15 protein-coding genes are annotated in these 17,863 nt (G+C 64.5%); 8 read left to right on the top strand and 7 right to left on the bottom strand.

The features are described 5' to 3' along the window. Nucleotides 1-423: 423 nt before the first annotated feature. A complete protein-coding gene (locus FJW05_RS17985) occupies nucleotides 424-1,554 on the top strand; it encodes a patatin-like phospholipase family protein (RefSeq protein ID WP_140634472.1) in 1,131 nt (376 codons plus the stop codon). 96 nt (nucleotides 1,555-1,650) lie between these two features. Here the strand turns inward: FJW05_RS17985 and FJW05_RS17990 are convergent, their stop codons facing one another. Further along, complete coding sequence (locus tag FJW05_RS17990) at nucleotides 1,651-2,535, bottom strand: AraC family transcriptional regulator (protein WP_140634510.1); 885 nt, start codon at nucleotides 2,533-2,535, stop codon at nucleotides 1,651-1,653. Between the two features lie 294 nt (nucleotides 2,536-2,829). Between FJW05_RS17990 and FJW05_RS17995 the strand changes: the two genes are divergently transcribed. From FJW05_RS17995 to FJW05_RS18010, 4 genes are all read left to right on the top strand, one after another. Continuing rightward, nucleotides 2,830-4,251, top strand: coding sequence for a coniferyl aldehyde dehydrogenase (locus FJW05_RS17995; RefSeq protein WP_140634474.1), 1,422 nt, complete (start codon nucleotides 2,830-2,832; stop codon nucleotides 4,249-4,251). A 368-nt stretch (nucleotides 4,252-4,619) separates the two neighbouring features. Further along, entirely contained in the window at nucleotides 4,620-5,804 is a 1,185-nt protein-coding gene (locus FJW05_RS18000; RefSeq protein WP_140634512.1) for an efflux RND transporter periplasmic adaptor subunit, read from the top strand. Between the two features lie 74 nt (nucleotides 5,805-5,878). Then, nucleotides 5,879-9,055, top strand: a complete 3,177-nt coding sequence (locus tag FJW05_RS18005) for an efflux RND transporter permease subunit (protein ID WP_140634476.1) — start codon at nucleotides 5,879-5,881, stop codon at nucleotides 9,053-9,055. A 96-nt stretch (nucleotides 9,056-9,151) separates the two neighbouring features. Continuing rightward, the gene (locus FJW05_RS18010; protein ID WP_140544656.1) at nucleotides 9,152-9,310 is read left to right on the top strand and encodes a DUF3309 family protein; all 159 of its coding nucleotides are present in this window, start codon (nucleotides 9,152-9,154) and stop codon (nucleotides 9,308-9,310) included. Here FJW05_RS18010 and FJW05_RS18015 read toward each other — a convergent pair whose 3' ends face one another. Then, the gene (locus FJW05_RS18015; RefSeq protein WP_140634478.1) at nucleotides 9,311-10,267 is read right to left on the bottom strand and encodes an SDR family oxidoreductase; all 957 of its coding nucleotides are present in this window, start codon (nucleotides 10,265-10,267) and stop codon (nucleotides 9,311-9,313) included. 97 nt (nucleotides 10,268-10,364) lie between these two features. On the opposite strand from FJW05_RS18015, the gene FJW05_RS18020 reads away from it, so the two are divergent. Next, entirely contained in the window at nucleotides 10,365-11,258 is an 894-nt protein-coding gene (locus FJW05_RS18020) for a LysR family transcriptional regulator (protein ID WP_140634480.1), read from the top strand. Nucleotides 11,259-11,319: 61 nt separating this feature from the next. Here FJW05_RS18020 and FJW05_RS18025 read toward each other — a convergent pair whose 3' ends face one another. The 3 genes from FJW05_RS18025 to FJW05_RS18035 all read right to left on the bottom strand — a co-directional run bounded on the left by FJW05_RS18025 (nucleotide 11,320) and on the right by FJW05_RS18035 (nucleotide 14,065). Further along, the gene (locus FJW05_RS18025) at nucleotides 11,320-12,528 is read right to left on the bottom strand and encodes an MFS transporter (protein ID WP_140634482.1); all 1,209 of its coding nucleotides are present in this window, start codon (nucleotides 12,526-12,528) and stop codon (nucleotides 11,320-11,322) included. A gap of 403 nt (nucleotides 12,529-12,931) precedes the next feature. Further along, nucleotides 12,932-13,240: a DUF1244 domain-containing protein gene (locus FJW05_RS18030; protein WP_140634484.1), complete on the bottom strand. Its 309-nt coding sequence runs from the start codon at nucleotides 13,238-13,240 to the stop codon at nucleotides 12,932-12,934. Nucleotides 13,241-13,267: 27 nt separating this feature from the next. Further along, the gene (locus FJW05_RS18035; protein ID WP_140634486.1) at nucleotides 13,268-14,065 is read right to left on the bottom strand and encodes an N-formylglutamate amidohydrolase; all 798 of its coding nucleotides are present in this window, start codon (nucleotides 14,063-14,065) and stop codon (nucleotides 13,268-13,270) included. Between the two features lie 235 nt (nucleotides 14,066-14,300). Between FJW05_RS18035 and FJW05_RS18040 the strand changes: the two genes are divergently transcribed. Continuing rightward, nucleotides 14,301-14,789, top strand: a complete 489-nt coding sequence (locus FJW05_RS18040) for a DUF1036 domain-containing protein (protein ID WP_095767317.1) — start codon at nucleotides 14,301-14,303, stop codon at nucleotides 14,787-14,789. After that, on the top strand, nucleotides 14,786-16,213 hold the full coding sequence (gene pyk, locus FJW05_RS18045; RefSeq protein WP_095767318.1) for a pyruvate kinase: 1,428 nt from the start codon (nucleotides 14,786-14,788) through the stop codon (nucleotides 16,211-16,213). The genes FJW05_RS18040 and pyk overlap by 4 nt, the downstream gene beginning before the upstream one ends. A 27-nt stretch (nucleotides 16,214-16,240) precedes the next feature. Here pyk and FJW05_RS18050 read toward each other — a convergent pair whose 3' ends face one another. Both FJW05_RS18050 and FJW05_RS18055 read right to left on the bottom strand, forming a co-directional pair. Further along, nucleotides 16,241-16,720, bottom strand: coding sequence for a hypothetical protein (locus tag FJW05_RS18050; RefSeq protein ID WP_140634488.1), 480 nt, complete (start codon nucleotides 16,718-16,720; stop codon nucleotides 16,241-16,243). Between the two features lie 50 nt (nucleotides 16,721-16,770). Further along, nucleotides 16,771-17,832 carry an alpha/beta hydrolase gene (locus FJW05_RS18055; protein ID WP_140634514.1) on the bottom strand — a complete coding sequence of 354 codons (1,062 nt, stop codon included), beginning with the start codon at nucleotides 17,830-17,832 and terminating at the stop codon, nucleotides 16,771-16,773. Between the last annotated feature and the right edge of the window lie 31 nt (nucleotides 17,833-17,863).

Raw genomic sequence — 17,863 nt, forward strand, 5'->3', positions numbered from 1 at the left:
TTTGGCGATAGCGTGTATGGCAGCTTGGCGCATGCATGGGCTAATGTAGCGCTGGTCGACCCCCACTCCGTCTCGGCTTCGCCGAGCCACCTCTCCCCCGATCGACGGGGTAGAGGAAAGGCGCCAAGCTTTCAACGCTCGTCAGCAACGCTCCCTTCCTTTCCCTCCGGAGGGGGAAGGTGGCGCTGCGAAGCAGCGACGGATTGGGGGAACCACGTGGCAATCAAGCCTCGGTCTGATCAGTCACGCCAGTCACAGCATGCTGTAGCCCACTTCGTGGGGCGAGGAAATTCCATGATCACGCTTGTGTGTTCGTGTTCTTGCCTTGGTTGCCCTTATATGCTGCGCTGCAACATAGGCTGACTGCGCCGTCTCCGTGCAAACAACGCTGCGGTAGGCCGGCGCATCGAGACAAGGAACGCCATGGCGAAGAACGGCAAGGCGGAGGAAAAGAAGAAGATCAACATCGCGCTCCAGGGCGGCGGTTCGCATGGCGCCTTTTCCTGGGGCGTGCTCGACCGGCTGCTGGAGGACGGGCGGCTGGAGATCGCGGCGGTGTCCGGCACCAGCGCCGGCGCCATGAATGCGGTGGCGCTGGCCGACGGCTTTGTCCGGGGCGGCGTGGAAGGCGCGCGCAAGAAGCTCGAGGATTTTTGGCGGGCGGTGGCCTCGAAGGGCCGTTTCAGCCCGGTGCAGCGCATGCCGTGGGACGTGGTCTGGGGCAATTGGTCGATCGAGAACACGCCCGGTTATGTCTTCTTCGACACGATGTCGCGGGTGTTCTCGCCCTATGTCGCCAATCCGCTCGGCCTCAACCCGCTGCGCGATGTGGTGGCGAAGGAGATCGACTTCGACAATGTGCGCGCCTGCAAGTCGATGGAGCTGTTCATCTCGGCGACCAATGTCGAAACCGGACAGCTGCGCGTCTTCTCCGACGGCGAGATCGACCTCGACACGGTGATGGCTTCGGCCTGCCTGCCGCAATTGTTCCGCGCCGTGGAGATCAAGGGCGTGCCCTATTGGGACGGCGGCTATGGCGGCAATCCGGCGCTCTATCCGTTCTTCAAGACGGCGGCGACCGAGGACGTGCTTCTGGTGCAGATCAATCCGGTGGTGCGCGAAGGTACGCCGAAGAGCGCCAATGAGATCCAGAACCGCATCGACGAGATCACTTTCAACGCCGGGCTCCTGCGTGAATTCCGCTCGATCGCCTTCGTCAAGGAGTTGATCGCGGCCGGGCGCCTGCCGCATGGCGAATATCGCGACATCCGCATGCACCGCATCGATGCCGACGAGGCTTTCAAGGACCTCTCCGCGTCGTCCAAGGTCAACGCCGAATGGGCTTTCATCGCCTATCTGCGCGACCTCGGCCGCAGTGCCGCCAGCGACTGGCTGGAAGAGAACTACGACGCCGTCGGCAGCCAAGCGACGCTCGACCTGTCGGGCGAGCTTGACGACGGCTTCAGGCCGATGCGCGGCCCGGCGCCGGGGCGGCGCGTCAAGGAGTTCCTCGCCGCACGCCTCAAGCCGGAATCCGCGCGGCGGCGGGCCTGATTGCAAGGTCTTGAACCTGCGAGGCCGAGACAGGGTGGACAGCTGCCGGTCCGTCCCTTGCGATCGCAGGGGACGGACCGTTGTCAGAAGGCGGCGCTATTTCAGTGGCAGAAAGAGCTCGACGACGATCTCGGGCACCGAGAGCTCCGAAAGGAAGGACAGTCGTCGCTGGCAATAGATCGGAAAATCGCGTGCTTCCTCGCCGCTGGCCGGAAGCCATTCGCGATAAAGGTAGAGTGCTGCCGGCTCCAGATTGTTGGTGTTGCCGGGATAGCGCAGCACGGCGCAGCGTCCGCCGGGGATCACGCCGGCCTTCATCTGCTTGTCGCCAGCGTCGATCGGTTGGTCGGTGCCGACGCAAATATCCATGCTGTAGTCGGCCGCGACAGCGGGACATCTCTCGGAACGGAAGACGTTGAAGGTCGGGCTCGTCTCGGGCGACAAGCCGGCTGCCTTGCGCCAGGCGATAAACCGCTGGATGGTGTCGCCGAGCGTCGCCCGATCCCCGCGATGTTCCATGATCGCCACCGGCGTGGGCGGCACGTCGCGGATCGTCACGTCTTCCGGTGTAAAGATTATCTGCATGAGCTTTCTCCTCGCGTTGTCGAGCGGCCCGAAGGCCATCAGCCACGACCCCCAATCGGGAGATCTCCGGAACGACGAAGGCGATTGCCCGCACCGCTGACGAAAGGCGCGGGCGAAGGCATCCGGTGCGTCGTAACCGGCATCCATCGCTATATCCGTGACGCTTTCGGCGTCCGCGTAGCCCAGCCGGAATGAAGCGCGCTTCATGCGGGCGAGCTGGATGTAGCGATGCACGGACAGCCCGAAGGTCGCCGTGAACTGCCGGTGGAAATGATATTTCGAGTAGGCCGCGACGCTGCTCAGCGCGTCCAGGTCCAGATCGTCGTCCAGATGCCGGTCTATATGATCCAGCACCCGCCGCATCCGGGCATGGTGATTTTGAACTGCCGCCTTCATCGTTTTATTCTCCGTGGCAGCATCAGCTAAGCCGCGCGGACATGACGCGCTCGACCGATCTTGCGGTTTTTGTCGTGAGCCGCGCCGTGGCCGAGGACCGTTAACGCATGCATGAACGGCGAAAAGGGCCGTTTGCGGACCGGTGGGGTTCCTATGTCGATGACGGGGACAAACGGCACTTTTGAGGCGCTTGGATCGGGACAATTGCTGGAGCTTTCCCCAACGGAACCGGGGCAATGCTGGATTCGGTTGTCGGGGCGATGTAATTTACCTGAACGTAAAGGGGAGGTCGCGATGCTGCAGGCCAGACAGAACGATCTCGGGGTCAGGTTCGAGGCGCAGTGCCGGGCTTTCGAGACGGAACCCTTCCCCGGCATCGAGGTGCGCAAGGATCGGCTGAAGCGCCTGCTGGCGCTCACTGAAAAGCACGAGGCCGAGATCTGCGCGGCGATCGGCAGCGATTTTTCCGCCCGCTCGGCTCAGGAGACGCGGCTTGCCGAACTGTTCGTCGTGCGCGCCGGCATCAGGCATGCGCTGTCGCATCTCGGCGCCTGGATGCGCGAGCGCCGCGTCGCCACCAGCTTGCCCTTCCTGCCCGGCCGCAACCGCCTCTTGCCGCAGCCGCTCGGCGTCGTCGGCATCGTCTCGCCCTGGAACTATCCTTTCCAGCTCGCCATCGCGCCGGCGACCGCCGCTCTGGCCGCCGGCAACCGCGTGCTGATCAAGCCTTCGGAGCTGACGCCGAAATTTTCGGACCTGCTCGCCAGCCTGGTCGAAAAATATTTCGCCGCCGACGAGGTCAGCGTGATGGTCGGCGATGCCGAGGTCGGCAAGGCGTTCGTGTCCTTGCCGTTCGACCACCTCCTGTTCACGGGCTCGACCGCCGTCGGCCGCCAGGTTGCGCTGGCCGCCGCGGCCAATCTGACGCCGGTGACGCTCGAGCTCGGCGGCAAGTCGCCGGCGATCTTCGATCCCTCCTGCGATCTCGACGCGGCGGTCGCCAGCGTCGCCTATGGCAAATTGCTCAATGCCGGCCAGACTTGCATCGCGCCCGACTATCTGATGGTCCCGCAAGGCCAGGGCGCGGCGGTCGCGGCCAAGTTCGCGGCGGCGATCGCAAAGCTCTATCCGCGCCTCGGCGACAATCCCGACTATACGGCGATCGTCAGCGAGCGGCATCACCGGCGGCTGAGCGACATGGTCGCCGAGGCGCGCGACAGCGGCGCCGACATCATCGAGGTCAATCCTGCGAACGAGAAGCTCGGCATCAGCGACCGCAAGATGGCGCCGGTGCTGGTGCGCAATGCCAGCGAGACTCTGCGGCTGATTCGCGAGGAGATTTTCGGACCGGTGCTGCCGATCGTCGAATATGGCAGCGTGGACGAGGCCATCGATCATGTGAACCGGGGCGAGCGGCCGCTGGCGCTTTACTGGTTCGGCCGCGACAGCGCCAATCGCCGGAGGGTCATGCGGGAAACCGTGGCCGGCGGCGTCACGGTCAATGACTGCATGATGCATCTGGCGCAGGAGCGGCAACCCTTCGGCGGCGTCGGCGACAGCGGCATGGGCGCCTATCACGGCGAGTGGGGTTTTCGCACCTTCAGCAAGGAAAAGCCGATCTTCATCCAGTCGAAGCTCAGCGCCGGCGGCCTGCTGCGCCCGCCCTATGGCAAGACATTCGAGCGTCTTTTCCGACTGCTGAAGCTCATCACTTGACAGCTTCAGCCCGGGAATGGCGGGGACGGAACAGCGGTCAACCCGGATGATCGGCGCCTCATAGGGGAGCTTTCCGCATCATCCTGACGGCTGCTGCCAGTACCCTTGGGGAAACCCATGGAAAGCCATCGGCGCGCCCGCAAAAGCGGCAGCTGCTGCCAGAAAAGCTTGGATTTGTCGAGGAACCACGTTCCACTTCGCAATGCTTCCGCAACTTTTCCGGCTATATTGCGCCGCAACTTTCAGGTAGAAGCTGCGCTTCGCCGATCACGGCAAATTGAACTAGGCCCCGCGCACACCCATATCGGCCGCGCGCCTGAAGTCGGAAGCGCCGACCTCGCCAGGTCCTGCAACGGAAAAAAATGACGATGCCGAAAATCAGGTTTCACAAGCTTGCAGCCATTGTGGTGCTCATCGGATTCGCGGCCTGGATGGGTACGGGTGAGTTTTCGTCCGTCGGTAGCGCCGCCGACAAGGCGGTCGCCACGGACAAGCACGCCGACGCCGGCAAGCCCGCTCAGCCGGAGGCCACCAAGCCGGACACGGCGCAAGCCGAGCCCCGAGCCGCGTTGCGCACGGTCGCGGTGGTGACGCCGCCGCGCAAGACCTATGCGCGCGCCATCCGCATCTCCGGCCTGACCGAGGCCGACAAGCGCGCCGTGCTGGCGACGCGCGTCGCCGGCGTCATCGAGAAGCTGCCGGTCAAGCAGGGCGACCACGTCAAGACCGGCGACCTCGTGCTGATGCTCGCGGCCGAGGAGAAGATCTCCAATGTCGACAATGCCAAGCAATTGCTGGCACAGCGCAAGGCCGAGCTCGATGCCGCCGAGCGGCTGGCCAAGACCGGCAATCTGCCGAAGCTGCAGCTCGACACCGCCCGCTCCAACCTGACGCTGGCGCAATCGCAGCTGGACACCGCGCAGGCGGAGCTCGACCGCAACGAGGTCAAGGCGCCGTTCGACGGCGTCATCGACCGCATCCCGGTGGAGCTCGGCAGCTCGGTGATGCAGGGCGGCGAGGTGGCGACGGTCCTGAAGCTCGATCCGGTCATCGCCCGCGGCGAAATCAGCGAGCGCGACCTGCGCTACGTCAAGATCGGCGACGAGGCCGATATCCGCCTCGTCAACGACCAGAAGGTCACCGGCACCGTGCGCTACATCAGTCGCGATGCCTCGGCCCAGACCCGCACCTTCCGCGTCGAGGTGGCGATACCCAATCCCGATGGCTCCATCCCCGCCGGCATGACGGCCGAGATCGCGCTCAGCGCCGAGCCGACCAATGCGGTCATGCTGCCACGTTCGGTGGTGACGCTGGGCGACAAGGGCGACCTCGGCATTCGCGCCGTGGGCAAGGACGACAAGGTGGCGTTCTTCCCGATCGACCTCGTCGACGACACGCCGCACGGCCTGGTGCTGGGCGGCATTCCGCAGGATGCGCGCATCATCGTCGCCGGCCAGGAGCTGGTGAAGGAGGGCGACCTGGTGAAGCCCGTCGAGGCCGACCAGGCGACCATCAACAAGCTGATCGGCGAAGCCACCGCCGGCACGCAGTAAGCAGGACGCGTCCGTCGCCGGACCAATCCGGCGATGGCAGTCCGCAGCCCCCGAAGCAATAACAGGCCGAAGTCATGGATATCGTCAGACTCGCCATCAATAACGCCCGCCTCACCATATCGGCGCTGATGTTCCTGATCATCGCGGGCTGGATCGCCTATCAGTCGACGCCGAAGGAAGCGGAGCCCGACGTTCCGATTCCGATGATGTATGTCAGCCTGATCTATCAGGGCATCTCGCCGGAGGATTCCGAGCGCCTGCTGCTGAGACCGATGGAAAGCAAGCTCAAGAGCCTCAAGGGGCTCAAGGAGATGCGCTCGGCCGCTTTCCAGGGGGGCGGCTATGTGCTGGTCGAATTCCAGCCGCAGACGGATCTCGCGACGGCGCTGCAGGATACGCGCAGCAAGGTGCAGGACGCCAAGGCCGACCTGCCGCAGGCGGCGGAGGAGCCGACCGTCAACGAGGTCAACGTCTCGGAATTCCCGGTTCTGGTCGTCACGCTTTCCGGCGATGTGCCGGAGCGCGTGCTGACGTCGGCCGCGCGCGAGTTGCGCGACCGCATCGAGGAGGTGCCCGGCGTGCTCGAAGGCTCGCTGCAGGGCGCTCGCGACGACCTCGTCGAGGTTGTCGTCGATCCGGTGAAGCTTTCCTCCTACGGACTGCAGCTCGACCAGGTGATCCAGGGCGTCGCCTCCTCCAACAGCCTGGTCGCGGCCGGCAATCTCGAAGGCTCGGAAGGCAAATACGCGGTCAAGGTGCCGTCGCTGATCGAGACGCCCGAGGATGTCGCCAACCTGCCGGTCGTCGCCACGCCGAACGCCGTGGTCCAGGCCAAGGACATCGCGACGATACGCTCGACCTTCAAGGACGCCGAGACGGTCACTCGTCTCAACGGCAAGCCTGCGATCGCCATCGAAGTCAAGAAGCGCATAGGCGCCAACCTGATCGACACGTTGAACCACGTCAGGGAAGTGTCCGACACCTTTATCAAGACCATGCCCGAGGGCATGCATGTCACTTACACGCAGGACAAGTCGGTCTTCGTCAACCAGCTGCTGGGCGACCTACAGAACCATGTGATGATCGCCGTCATCCTGGTGTTCATCGTCATCCTCTACGCGCTGTCGGGACGGGCCTCGCTGCTCATCGGGCTTGCCATCCCGTCATCGTTCCTGATGGGCATCCTGCTGCTTGCCATGATGGGCTACACGATCAACATGATCGTGCTGTTCAGCCTGATCCTGGCCGTCGGCATGCTGGTGGACGACGCCATCATCGTCACCGAATTCGCGGAACGACGCATGAGCGAGGGCATGCCGAAGGCGGACGCCTTCGCGCTGGCCGCCAAGCGCATGGCCGGCCCGGTCATCGCGGCGACGATGACGCGCATCGCCGCGTTCTCGCCGCTGCTGTTCTGGCCGGGCATCATCGGCGACTTCATGAAATATATGCCGATCACGCTGATCGTGACGCTGTCGGCCTCGATGCTCTACGCGCTGGTCTTCGCGCCGACTTTGGGCGCGATCTTCGCCAAGGCGCCGCAGCATCACGAGGAAGGCAACCGCGACGGCTGGTACATGGCCGTGGTCAAGCAGGCGGTGCGCTTCCCGATCACGGTGATCCTGCTTACCGTCGGACTTTTGGTCGGCGTCGGCTTCGCCTATTCGAAATATGGCGCCGGCGTCGAGTTCTTCCCCAGCGTCGAGCCGGATTACGGCCTGCTCTATGTGCATGCCCGCGGCAATCTCTCGCTGGCGGAAATGGACGCCGCGACGAAAACGGCGGAAAACCGTCTGCTCGGCTGGCCCGGCGTGAAGTCGGTCTATACCCGCGTCGGCAAGACGCAAGGCGGCGGCCAGGACATCCCGGAAGACGTGGTCGGCGTCATCCAGTACGAGTTCGTCGACTGGCGCGAGCGCAAGTCGGCCAATCAGATCCTCGCCGACCTGCGCGGCGTGATGGCCGGCATTCCCGGCGTCGATGTCGAAGTGCGCGTGCCGGAAGCCGGCCCGCCGACCGGCAAGCCGATCCAGATCCGGCTGTCGGCCGTCGACCCGGCCGGGCTCGACGACAAGGCGCGCGCGGTCGCTGCACGCATCGCCAAGATCCCCAATGTCATCGACATTTCGGACGGCCTGCCGCCGCCCGGCGTCGATTGGGCGATTGAGGTCGACCGCGCCAAGGCGGCGCAATACGGCATCAGCCCAACCTCGGTCGGAACCGTCGTGCAACTGGTGACGAACGGCCTGAAGCTCAGCGAGTACCGGCCGGCCGGCGCCGATAAGGCAGTCGATATCCGGCTGCGCCTGCCCGAGGATCGGCGCACGCTGTCGACTCTCGACGAGTTGAGGGTACAGACCTCGCAAGGGGCTGTGCCGATCTCCAATTTCGTCATCCGCAAGGCAAAGCCCAGCGTCGGCATCCTCAACCGCATCGACGGCGCGCGCACCGTGGTCGTCCAGGCCAATGTCAGCGCCGGCGCGCAGGTGGCGGCCGTGCAGGCGGAAGTCACCAAGGCGGTTGCCGATATGAACCTCGGCAGCGGCATCCGCTGGAAGCTTGCAGGCTCCAACGAGGACAGCGCGGAAGCGAGCGCCTTCCTCGGTAAGGCCTTTGGCGCGGCGATCTTCCTGATCTTCCTGGTGCTGCTTGCGCAATTCAACAAATTCACCAGCGTGTGGCTCGTCCTGTCCTGCGTGGTCATGGCGACGATCGGCGTGTTCCTCGGATTGCTTCTGACGGGCGAGGCCTTCGGCATCGTCATGTCGGGCATCGGCGTCATCGCGCTGGCCGGTGTGGTGGTGAACAACAACATCGTGCTCATCGATACTTACGACCGGTTGCGCGAGGAAGGCTGGGACAAGATGGACGCGGTGCTGCAGACCTGCCGCGAGCGCGCCCGTCCGGTGGTGCTGACGGCGGTGTCGGCCATCCTCGGCGTGCTGCCGATCGCCTTCGGCCTCGGTCTCGAAATCTTCCATCATGAGACGACGATCAACGCGCCGTCGACGCAATGGTGGATTTCGCTGTCCTCGGCGATCGTCTTCGGCCTGTCCTTCGCCACGCTGCTGACGCTCGTGGTGACGCCGTCGATGCTGATGGTGTTCACCCGCGCCAAGGTGAAGCCCGGCCAGCGGCGCAACTGGCTCAGCCGCCTGTTCCGGCGCGGCAAGGGCGAGATCGCGACCGACGAACCAGCCAAGGAGACCGGCGCCGAGCCGGAAGTCGCCTTCCCGAAAGCCGCGGAATAGAGCGCTTCACAACCCCAAGGACAAAAGCCGCCCGGGAACAACCGGGCGGCTTTTTGCATTGTGCCTTCAAGTTCAACCAGACGGCGAGGGTTTCTCATGACGATCGGCACAATTCTCGTAATAATCCTGATCCTGATTTTGATCGGCGCGGTGCCGGCATGGCCGCATTCGCGCTCCTGGGGCTACGGGCCGTCGGGGATCGTTGGCGTCATCCTGGTCGTGCTGTTGATACTCTTGTTGCTGGGCAGGATCTGATCAGGCGGCCTCGCGCGAACTCGCGACTGAAATGCCGATGTCCTGCATGGCCTCCTTCACCGCCTGGTCGAGCGGGGTGTGCGGGATTTCGCCGATGACCAGTTCCAGCCGCGTCGAGACGAGCCGGTGCGCTTCGAAGCGCAGATAGGACATCGAGACGATCTCGCGCCACATGGCCACGAACGGGCTGCCGGCGCGCAGCACCCACCAGGGCATGAAGGAGAGCTTCAGCTTGCGGCCCAGCGCCCTCTCGGCCGCGGCCTTCATGTCGAGATCGGTGATGGCGTGGCCGGGGAAATTGATGGCCTCGTAGAAGCCTGTTTTGTCGAGGTTCTTCGCCAGGCCGACGAAGCCGACGGCGAAGTCCGGCAGATAGGCCCATTCATGCACGAGGTCGGCCGGGCCGGGCGCGGTGTAGACGCCCTTCTCCATCTTGGCGGCGACGACGAGGTCGAACCAGGAGCCTGAGCCGGTGCCGCCGAAGAAATCGCCCGCGCGCAGGACAATGGTGCGCACGCGGCCGGCGTCGGCCTCGCTGCGGAACAGCGCTTCCATGGCGCAGCGGATGCGGCCCTTCTCGGTGGTCGGATGGAACGGCGTTGTTTCGTCGATCACCTGCGGCATAGGCGAGCCGTAATTATAGACCGTGCCCGGGAAGAGGTGCAGCGCGCCGTTTTCGCGGCAGGCGGCCATGACGTTCTCCGCCATCGGCATGCATTTGCCCCAGTCGGTGTAGATCGGGTTCAGGCCGTTGAAGACGATGTCGACGCGTTCCGTTGCACGGATCAGGGAGTCGCGGTCGAGCGCATCGCCGGCAACCGCCGTGGCGCCCGTCAGTTCCGCCGGCACCTTGCCGGTGCGGGTGACGGCGCGAACGTCGAAGCCGGCATCGATGAAAGCCTTGCCGACCACGCGGCCGAGCCGGCCATTGGCGCCGAGGATTGCGATCTTGGTCATTTGTTCTCTCCGTTGTTTTGCGTTTGCCCGACCAATCTGATGCCTTCGCCAGTGAATTGAAATTGACTGTGATTGGCGATCTGTTATTCAAAAATGAATGAAGGAATTCGACTGGAACCTGATCAAGAGTTTTGTCGCGGTCGCCGAGACCGGCAGTCTTTCGGGCGCGGCGCGCAGGCTCGCGGCCAGCCAGCCGACGCTCGGCCGTCACATCGCCGAGCTCGAGCAGGCGCTGGGCGTCACGCTGTTCCGGCGCGGGCGGCGCGGCTACGAGCTGACCGAGGCGGGCAGCACGCTCTGCGAGCGCGGCCGGGCGGTCAGCGAGCAGGCCAACGCGTTCTCGTTGCTGGCGCTGGGTTCGGTCGAAGCGATCGAGGGCACGGTGCGCGTCGCCGCCTCGGAGGTTGTCGCGGCCTTCGTGCTACCCAGCATGATGGCGCGTCTCGGCGAGGAGGAGCCGGGCATCGAGGTCGAGATCGTCGCCTCGAACCAGGTCGAGAACCTGTTGCGCCGCGATGCCGATATCGCCATCCGCATGGTCAGGCCGGCGCAAAACGAGTTGGTGGCGCGCAAAGTCACCGACATTCCACTGTGCCTATGTGCCGCCAGCTGCTATCTCGAGCGGCGCGGCCGCCCGGAAAACGCCGCCGACCTCGTGGATCACGCCTTGGTCGGCTTCGACCGCAGCGACGAGATCATTCGCGGTTTCACTGCGTCCGGCATCCCGGTCGGCCGCAGCCATTTCCGCTTCAGGACCGATAACCAGATCGTGTTGTGGGAAGCGGTGCGGACCGGCAACGGCATCGGCATCGGCCAGGAGCCGCTGGCCGACCGCGATCCGGACCTGGAAAAGCTGTTGCCCGACGTGCCTCTGCCGGTTCTGCCGGTCTGGCTTGCCATGCATCGAGACGTGCGCACCAGCATGCGCATCCGCCGCGTGGCGGACTTCCTGCATGAGGAGTTGAGGCGTTATTCGGCTGGGATCGGTTAGAGCATGATGCCGAAAAGTGTGAAGCGGTTTTCGGACGACATCATGCTCTATTTGTCTGATCTTAGAGCCGGATGACTTCAGGTCGATCCGACCTGAAGTCATCCGGCTCAGGCGCGAATTCGGCCCGGTGAGCGAGGCCGGCCATCAAGAGGACGATGACCAAGAATCCGGAAAGCGCGACGAAGATCGGACCGAAGCTCGAATGCTCGGCGACGAAGCCGATTGCCGACGGCGCCACCAATATGCCGGAATAGCCCATGGTGGTGACGACGCTCATGCCGGTGCCGGACGACATGCCTTCCTGGTTGCCGCCGGCCGAAAAGATGATCGGCACCATGTTGGCGATGCCGAAGCCGCAGAAAGCAAAGGCGGCGATGGCAAGGTAAGGCGAGGGCGAGAGGCCGGCGACCAGCATGCCGGCGGCGGCGACGAGCGCGGAGCCGCGCAAGGTCGCCACCGCGCCGAAGCGGTTGCGCACGCCGTCGCCCAGGAAACGCATCAGCGCCATGACCCCGGAGAAGGCGGCATAGGCCAGCCCGGCGACCGCGAGATCGGCGCCCAGTTCCTGATGCAGGAAGAGCGCCGCCCAGTCGAGCACCGCGCCCTCCGAGATCATGGTGAGCAGCGCCATCAGCCCGACCAGATAGACGGCCATGTGCCGCGGCAGCGTGAATCTCTGGTGCTCGACCGCCTGCGGCCGGTCCTCGGCAATGAGATGGCGAATGGCAAACGTGATGACGGCAAAGGCGATCATCGTCACCGCGACAGCATGGGCAAGATAGCCGCAATTCTGGATCGAGTAGCCGCCGAGCGCGCCGCCGGCGAAGCCGCCGAGGCTCCAGAAGCCGTGCGACGACGACATGATCGCGCGCGAAAGCCGCCTTTCCACCACGACGGCGTTGGAGTTCATGGCGACATCCATGCCGCCGATCGAGCCGCCGAAGACGAGCATGGCAATCGCCGCCAGCGGAACGTTGGGCGCGAGCGCCACGATCAGCAGGCCGAAGCTGCCGCAGACACCGAACCAGCGCGTCACGCTGCGCGAGCCGTGCCGGGAGATCAGATGGCCGCACCAGGTCATGGCGATGACGGCGCCGACGCCGAACAGGAGGATCAGCAGGCCGAGGGTGAATCGGGTGATGTCGAGCCGGGTAAGAAACACCGGGATCTGCGGCGCCCAGCTGCCGGTGAGAAAACCATTGGCGAGGAAAATACCGGCAACGGCCCAGCGGCCGCGCGTCGCGGCCTGCATCGTGGTTTGCACGCTCATGGTCTGAAATCCGCCATGCAAAGAGTTCGCGCGGCAAATTAGATCGATTCAATTCGTAGTCAAGGACCGCAGTGGGGAAGTGCTTGGACCAAGGGCGCGATCGGGGGTCGGCGTCGTTCGCGGCAGGCTGCTGCTTTGACGATTGCTGCGACGCCTCTCCGTTCGTCATCCACGGGCGGAGCAAGGAGCGAAGCGACGCGCGTAGACCCGAGGATCCATTCCGTGCCTTAGGAGCGTTGCAGCGGTGCAGAAGGTCCCCGAGCAGCGCCGTTGCGATGATATTTTGGACCGCAGCATTCTTCGGCAGGCGTCACGGAATGGATTCCAGGGTCTGCGCGCGTCGCTTCGCTCCTTGCTCCGCCCTAGAATGACGAAGCCGCAGGGACGAGCCATACAAGGCTGCTTAGTGATCCTTCGGCCGCCGCGCCTCGAACTCGGCCTTCTTGGCTTCCGATGCCTCAGTCTGGTTGAGCGCCTGCCATTCGGCATAAGGCATGCCGTAGATAATCTCGCGCGACTCGTCCTTCGACAACGCCACACCTTCGGCCTCGGCGGCTTCGCGATACCAGTTGGACAGGCAGTTGCGGCAGAAGCCGGCGAGGTTCATCAGGTCGATGTTCTGGACATCGCCGCGTTCGCGCAGATGCGTCACCAGCCGACGGAAGGCGGCTGCCTCGAAATCGCGTTTCTGGTCGTCGCTGAGTTCGGTCATTGGGGAACTCCCGGCCTATCGGTCTCGTCACACCGGTCCCGTGCGCGAACCGAACATCTTCACCTGATGTATATCGGGGCGCCGGTCGATGGCGTCAACGATCGGCGCCAGGCGTTCGGCCCAGGTCAAGGCGCCGGCGCGGTCGGCGATCAGGTCCTGACGGATCTCGATCAGCGCATGCGCATAGCCGTTGACGATGGCATGGCGGAACATGGTGTCGCCGCGCAGCGCGCCGTCATAGGGTTCGTTGTCGCCGACGACGAGGGACTTGTCCTCGGCCAGCATGTCGATCAGCGGCCGCGCCACGCGGTCGTCTCGGTCCCACAGGACGCCGACATGCCAGGGGCGGACAAAACCCTGCATCGCCGGCGTGAAGGAATGCACGGAGAGGATGAACGGCGCCTTGCCCGAAGCATGGGCGACGGAGGCAATCATCGCCCCGACGGCGTCGTGATAGGGCCGGTAGAAACGATCGAGCCGCCGCTCGCGCTCCTCCCGGGCAATCGGATAGTTTCCCGGCACCACGGTGCCGTCATAGAGCTGGCGGATCATGGTCGGGTCGTCCTCGCCCCGGTTGGGGTCGATCAGCAGCCGCGAGAAGCCGGCAAGCACCGCCGGCACGTCAAGCGCAGCGGCGAGCTCGCGCGTCACCGTCTCGACGCCGATGTCATAGGCGATGTGACGGTCGAATTCGGACGCCGGCAAGCCGAGACTGCCATATTCGTCGGGGAGATCGCGGCGGGCGTGGTCGGCGAGAAGCACGACGCCTTTCTTGCGGTCGCCCTCGACTATGTCGAACGGCATGAAAACTGTGGATCGGGTCATCGGCTGAAAAGGGGATGGCGGCTGCGATGTGTTATCGTCATTCCACGAAGAGGACGCCGGCGCAATGCCGTTGTTTGGCCAAGGTTTCCGCAAAAAATCCCCGACCGAGGGAGAATTTGCGCGACGGGCCCTTCTAAATCGATTGGAATTGAACAAAACGGCGCGTTGACATGCGCCCGGAGTTTGCTGAAAAGGGCTTCGAGAGATGCAAATGTGGTTCGCAAGGGGATCTGCGATGGGTTTTGCCGGCCGGTTGCGCAAGCGCCTGGCCGTGCCGTTGCTGATCGTCGGCGCGGGATTTTTCGCGATAGCCGCGACCTCGCCGGCCCGGGCCGACTTCCGCGTTTGCAACGCGACGCAAAATCTGGTGGGCGTCGGCATCGGCTATCGCGCCAAGGCCGGCTGGATCACCGAGGGCTGGTGGCACATCGAAGGATCGACCTGCAAGACGCTGATCGAGGGTCCGCTGTCATCAAGGTTTTACTATCTTTATGCAGAAGACGCCGAACGTGGCGGGCGCTGGGACGGCCCGATCAACATGTGCGTCGCCGAAAAAGAGTTCAAGATAGCCGGCGTGAATGATTGCGTCGCCCGGGGCTTCCAACGCGCCGGATTTCAGGAATATGACACGGGCGAGCAGGCCAGCTGGATGGTCCAGCTGACCGACGAGCCCGCAACGGGAGGCGCGCCAGCGACCCCCGCTCCGGGAACAAACAGTCAATGAGACGCAGCCGCAAGGTCAAGATCCTCGCCACCATCGGTCCGGCTTCCTCTTCCGAGGAGATGCTGAGAAAGCTCTTCGAAGCGGGCGCCGATGTCTTCCGCATCAATATGAGCCATACCGACCACGAGCTGATGCGCACGCTGGTCGGCCGCATCCGCGCCGTCGAAGCGGCCGTCGGCCGACCGATCGGCATCCTGGCCGACCTGCAGGGCCCGAAGCTCAGGGTCGGCAAGTTCGCCAACGTCAAGGAAGCGCTGGCTGTCGGCCAGACTTTCACGCTCGACGACAATCCCGAAGCCGGCACGTCGAAGCGGGTATATCTGCCGCATCCCGAAATCCTGAGCTCGGTCGAGGCCGGTCACCGTCTTTTGATCGACGACGGCAAGCTGGAGCTGAAGGCGCTGAAGAGCGACGGCAAGTCGATCACCTGCACGGTTGTCGCCGGCTCGGGCATTTCCGACAAGAAGGGCGTCAGCCTGCCCGACACCGACCTGCCGGTCGGCGCGCTGACTGAGAAGGACCGTGCCGATCTCGACGCGGTGCTTGCCACCGGCGTCGACTGGGTGGCGCTGTCCTTCGTGCAGCGGCCGGAGGACCTGGCTGAGGCCCGCAAGATCGCGCGCGGCCGCGCGCTGATCATGGCCAAGATCGAGAAGCCGCAGGCAGTGGCGCGGCTCCCCGAAATCATCGAGCTCTCCGACGCGCTGATGGTCGCCCGCGGCGATCTCGGCGTCGAGATGCCACTGGAAGCAGTGCCTGGCATCCAGAAGCAGATCACGCGAGCGGCGCGCCGCGCCGGCAAGCCGGTGGTGATCGCCACGCAGATGCTGGAATCGATGATCACCGCGCCCGTGCCTACCCGGGCCGAGGTTTCCGACGTGTCGATCGCTGTCTTCGAAGGCGCGGACGCGATCATGCTTTCGGCCGAATCGGCGGCCGGTGCCTATCCGGTCGAGGCGGTCGCCATGATGAACCGCATCGCCACCAAGGTCGAAACCGACCCGACCTATGCCGGCATCATCAATGCGCAGCGCTCGGAGCCGGAAGCCACCGGCGCCGACGCCATCTCGCTGGCCGCGCGCGAGATCGCCGAGACGCTGAAACTGTCGGCGATCATCTCCTACACCGCGTCGGGCACCACCGGCCTGCGCGCCGCGCGCGAGCGCCCGCAGGTGCCGATCGTGGCGCTGTCGCCGATCGTCAACACGGCGCGCCGGCTGTCGCTCTTGTGGGGCACGCATTGCGTCGTCTCGCCGGATGCTACCGACCTGGACGACATGGTCGACCGGGCCTGCCGCATCGCGCTGGAAGAAGGCTTCGGCAAGCCGGGCGACCGTGTCATCATCACGGCCGGCGTGCCGCTGCGGACGCCGGGCTCGACCAATATGCTGCGGATTGCCTATGTGGGGTCGGAGACCCATTAGGGCATAGTCGACTTCTCAGGAATCGCTCTATGAAGACGCGTCAACGCGCGCGGCAATCGCGCGCGCTTTGGCTGCGGCTTTGGGATGGTCCAAGCGCTGAAGAAACCGGAATACGCGTGGAACTGGGTCGTATAGATACTGATCCGGCCCCAGTATCTTCCGCCGGTTCAGTTCGACCGTGTCGAGCAGATCGAAATCGACCTTCGTGATCGTGCAATGCCAGCCGGGACTGTACGACGCCCAGCCTTTTTCGTGATGTTCGAGGAGCCGCCGACGGCAGGAATAGCCGTGATAGTCGAAAGCGATGACGCCGTTCGTCACGTAGATATGGTTGCCCGCAAAATCGTCGGCCGGGACAATGCGCTCGCCATAAAATCCCTCAAAGGGAGGGTTTTTCAGAAAAACCCCGGCCAGAATGGCACACGCGCCGTGACCGAAGAAGATACGGTCCGGCAGTTCCCATCGCTTTTCCGGATTTCTCTTTATGCCGTGTTTCAGGACGTACATGCCAGGTTGATCCCAATGCTCTGTGCGCCGGTCCGCTTGGAAGACATCTGTCAGGTCGGCGCGAGTTCCGGCTGCGGCTGCTCGAGAGTGGGACATTTGCCCACGCCATGCGCGTCGCCGGCAATCCGCGCTTCCACCATCCTGGCCATCGCTTGAAGATCGACATCCTTGCCCGCGACTTTCTGGATCGCGCCGACCACGAGATCGGGCGCGATCCAGTCCGGCTTGTGGCCGAGATTGTGGATCCAGACCAGCTCGGCGCCGGGAATGTCGCGTTCCAGGCCGATGGAATGGATTGTCGCATAGACCACCTTGTCGCGATCGCCCGAGATGACGACCGTCGGCGTCTTGATCTCGCGGTAGCCAGGCGAGGCGGCGCTGACATAGTCATAGAGCTGGGCGACATCGCGGGCGTTGGCGCGGAAGGCGGACGGCCGCAGCACCAGCGGGATCGAGGCATTGTCGACATAGGAGTCCGGCACATCGTTTGGCGAAAAGACGCAAGACGTCGCGCCGCCGATCTGCAGCATGCCGGCCGGATAGGCGAGCGTTTCGGAAAACAGCCAGCCGATCGCCGGCATGGCCGTGAGCTTGTAGTACCAGGCGGTCGCGCCGCCCGGCCAGGGATGCGTGGCGGGCGAAAGGAAGACGAGGCCAAGTGTTTTTTCCGGATGCTGACGGGCGAAGGCCGTGGTGATGGCGCCGCCGAAGGAATGGGCGACGATGACTGCGTCGCGGATTCCAAGCCGGTCCATCAGCGCGGCAATGGTATCCGCCTGCTTCGCCAACGTCTCATTGTCTCCGCGCACCGACCAGCCGAGCCCCGGGCGGTCGAGGAACAGCATTTCGGCGCGGCCCTCGAGCAGGGGCCTCAGCGGCAGCATCTGGTCCTTGAGATTGGCGCTGGCGCCATGGATGAAGACGACCGGCGGCAGCTCGGCGCCGGCGGGCGCCGGGACATGGACGTAATGGATGCGCGCGCCATCGATCTCGGCGAACGCGCCGATAGGCGGACTGCGTCGCTCGACCAGCCAGACACCGGCGCGGGTGACGCCGGCGAAGGCAAAGAGGAGAGCGACCAGGAAAAGGAGGGCGGCGCAGATGGGGTTCATGCGGGAGTAGGGGAGTAGGGGAGGGCATTTC

This window comes from Mesorhizobium sp. B2-9-1 (assembly GCF_006439455.1).
Lineage (GTDB): Bacteria > Pseudomonadota > Alphaproteobacteria > Rhizobiales > Rhizobiaceae > Mesorhizobium.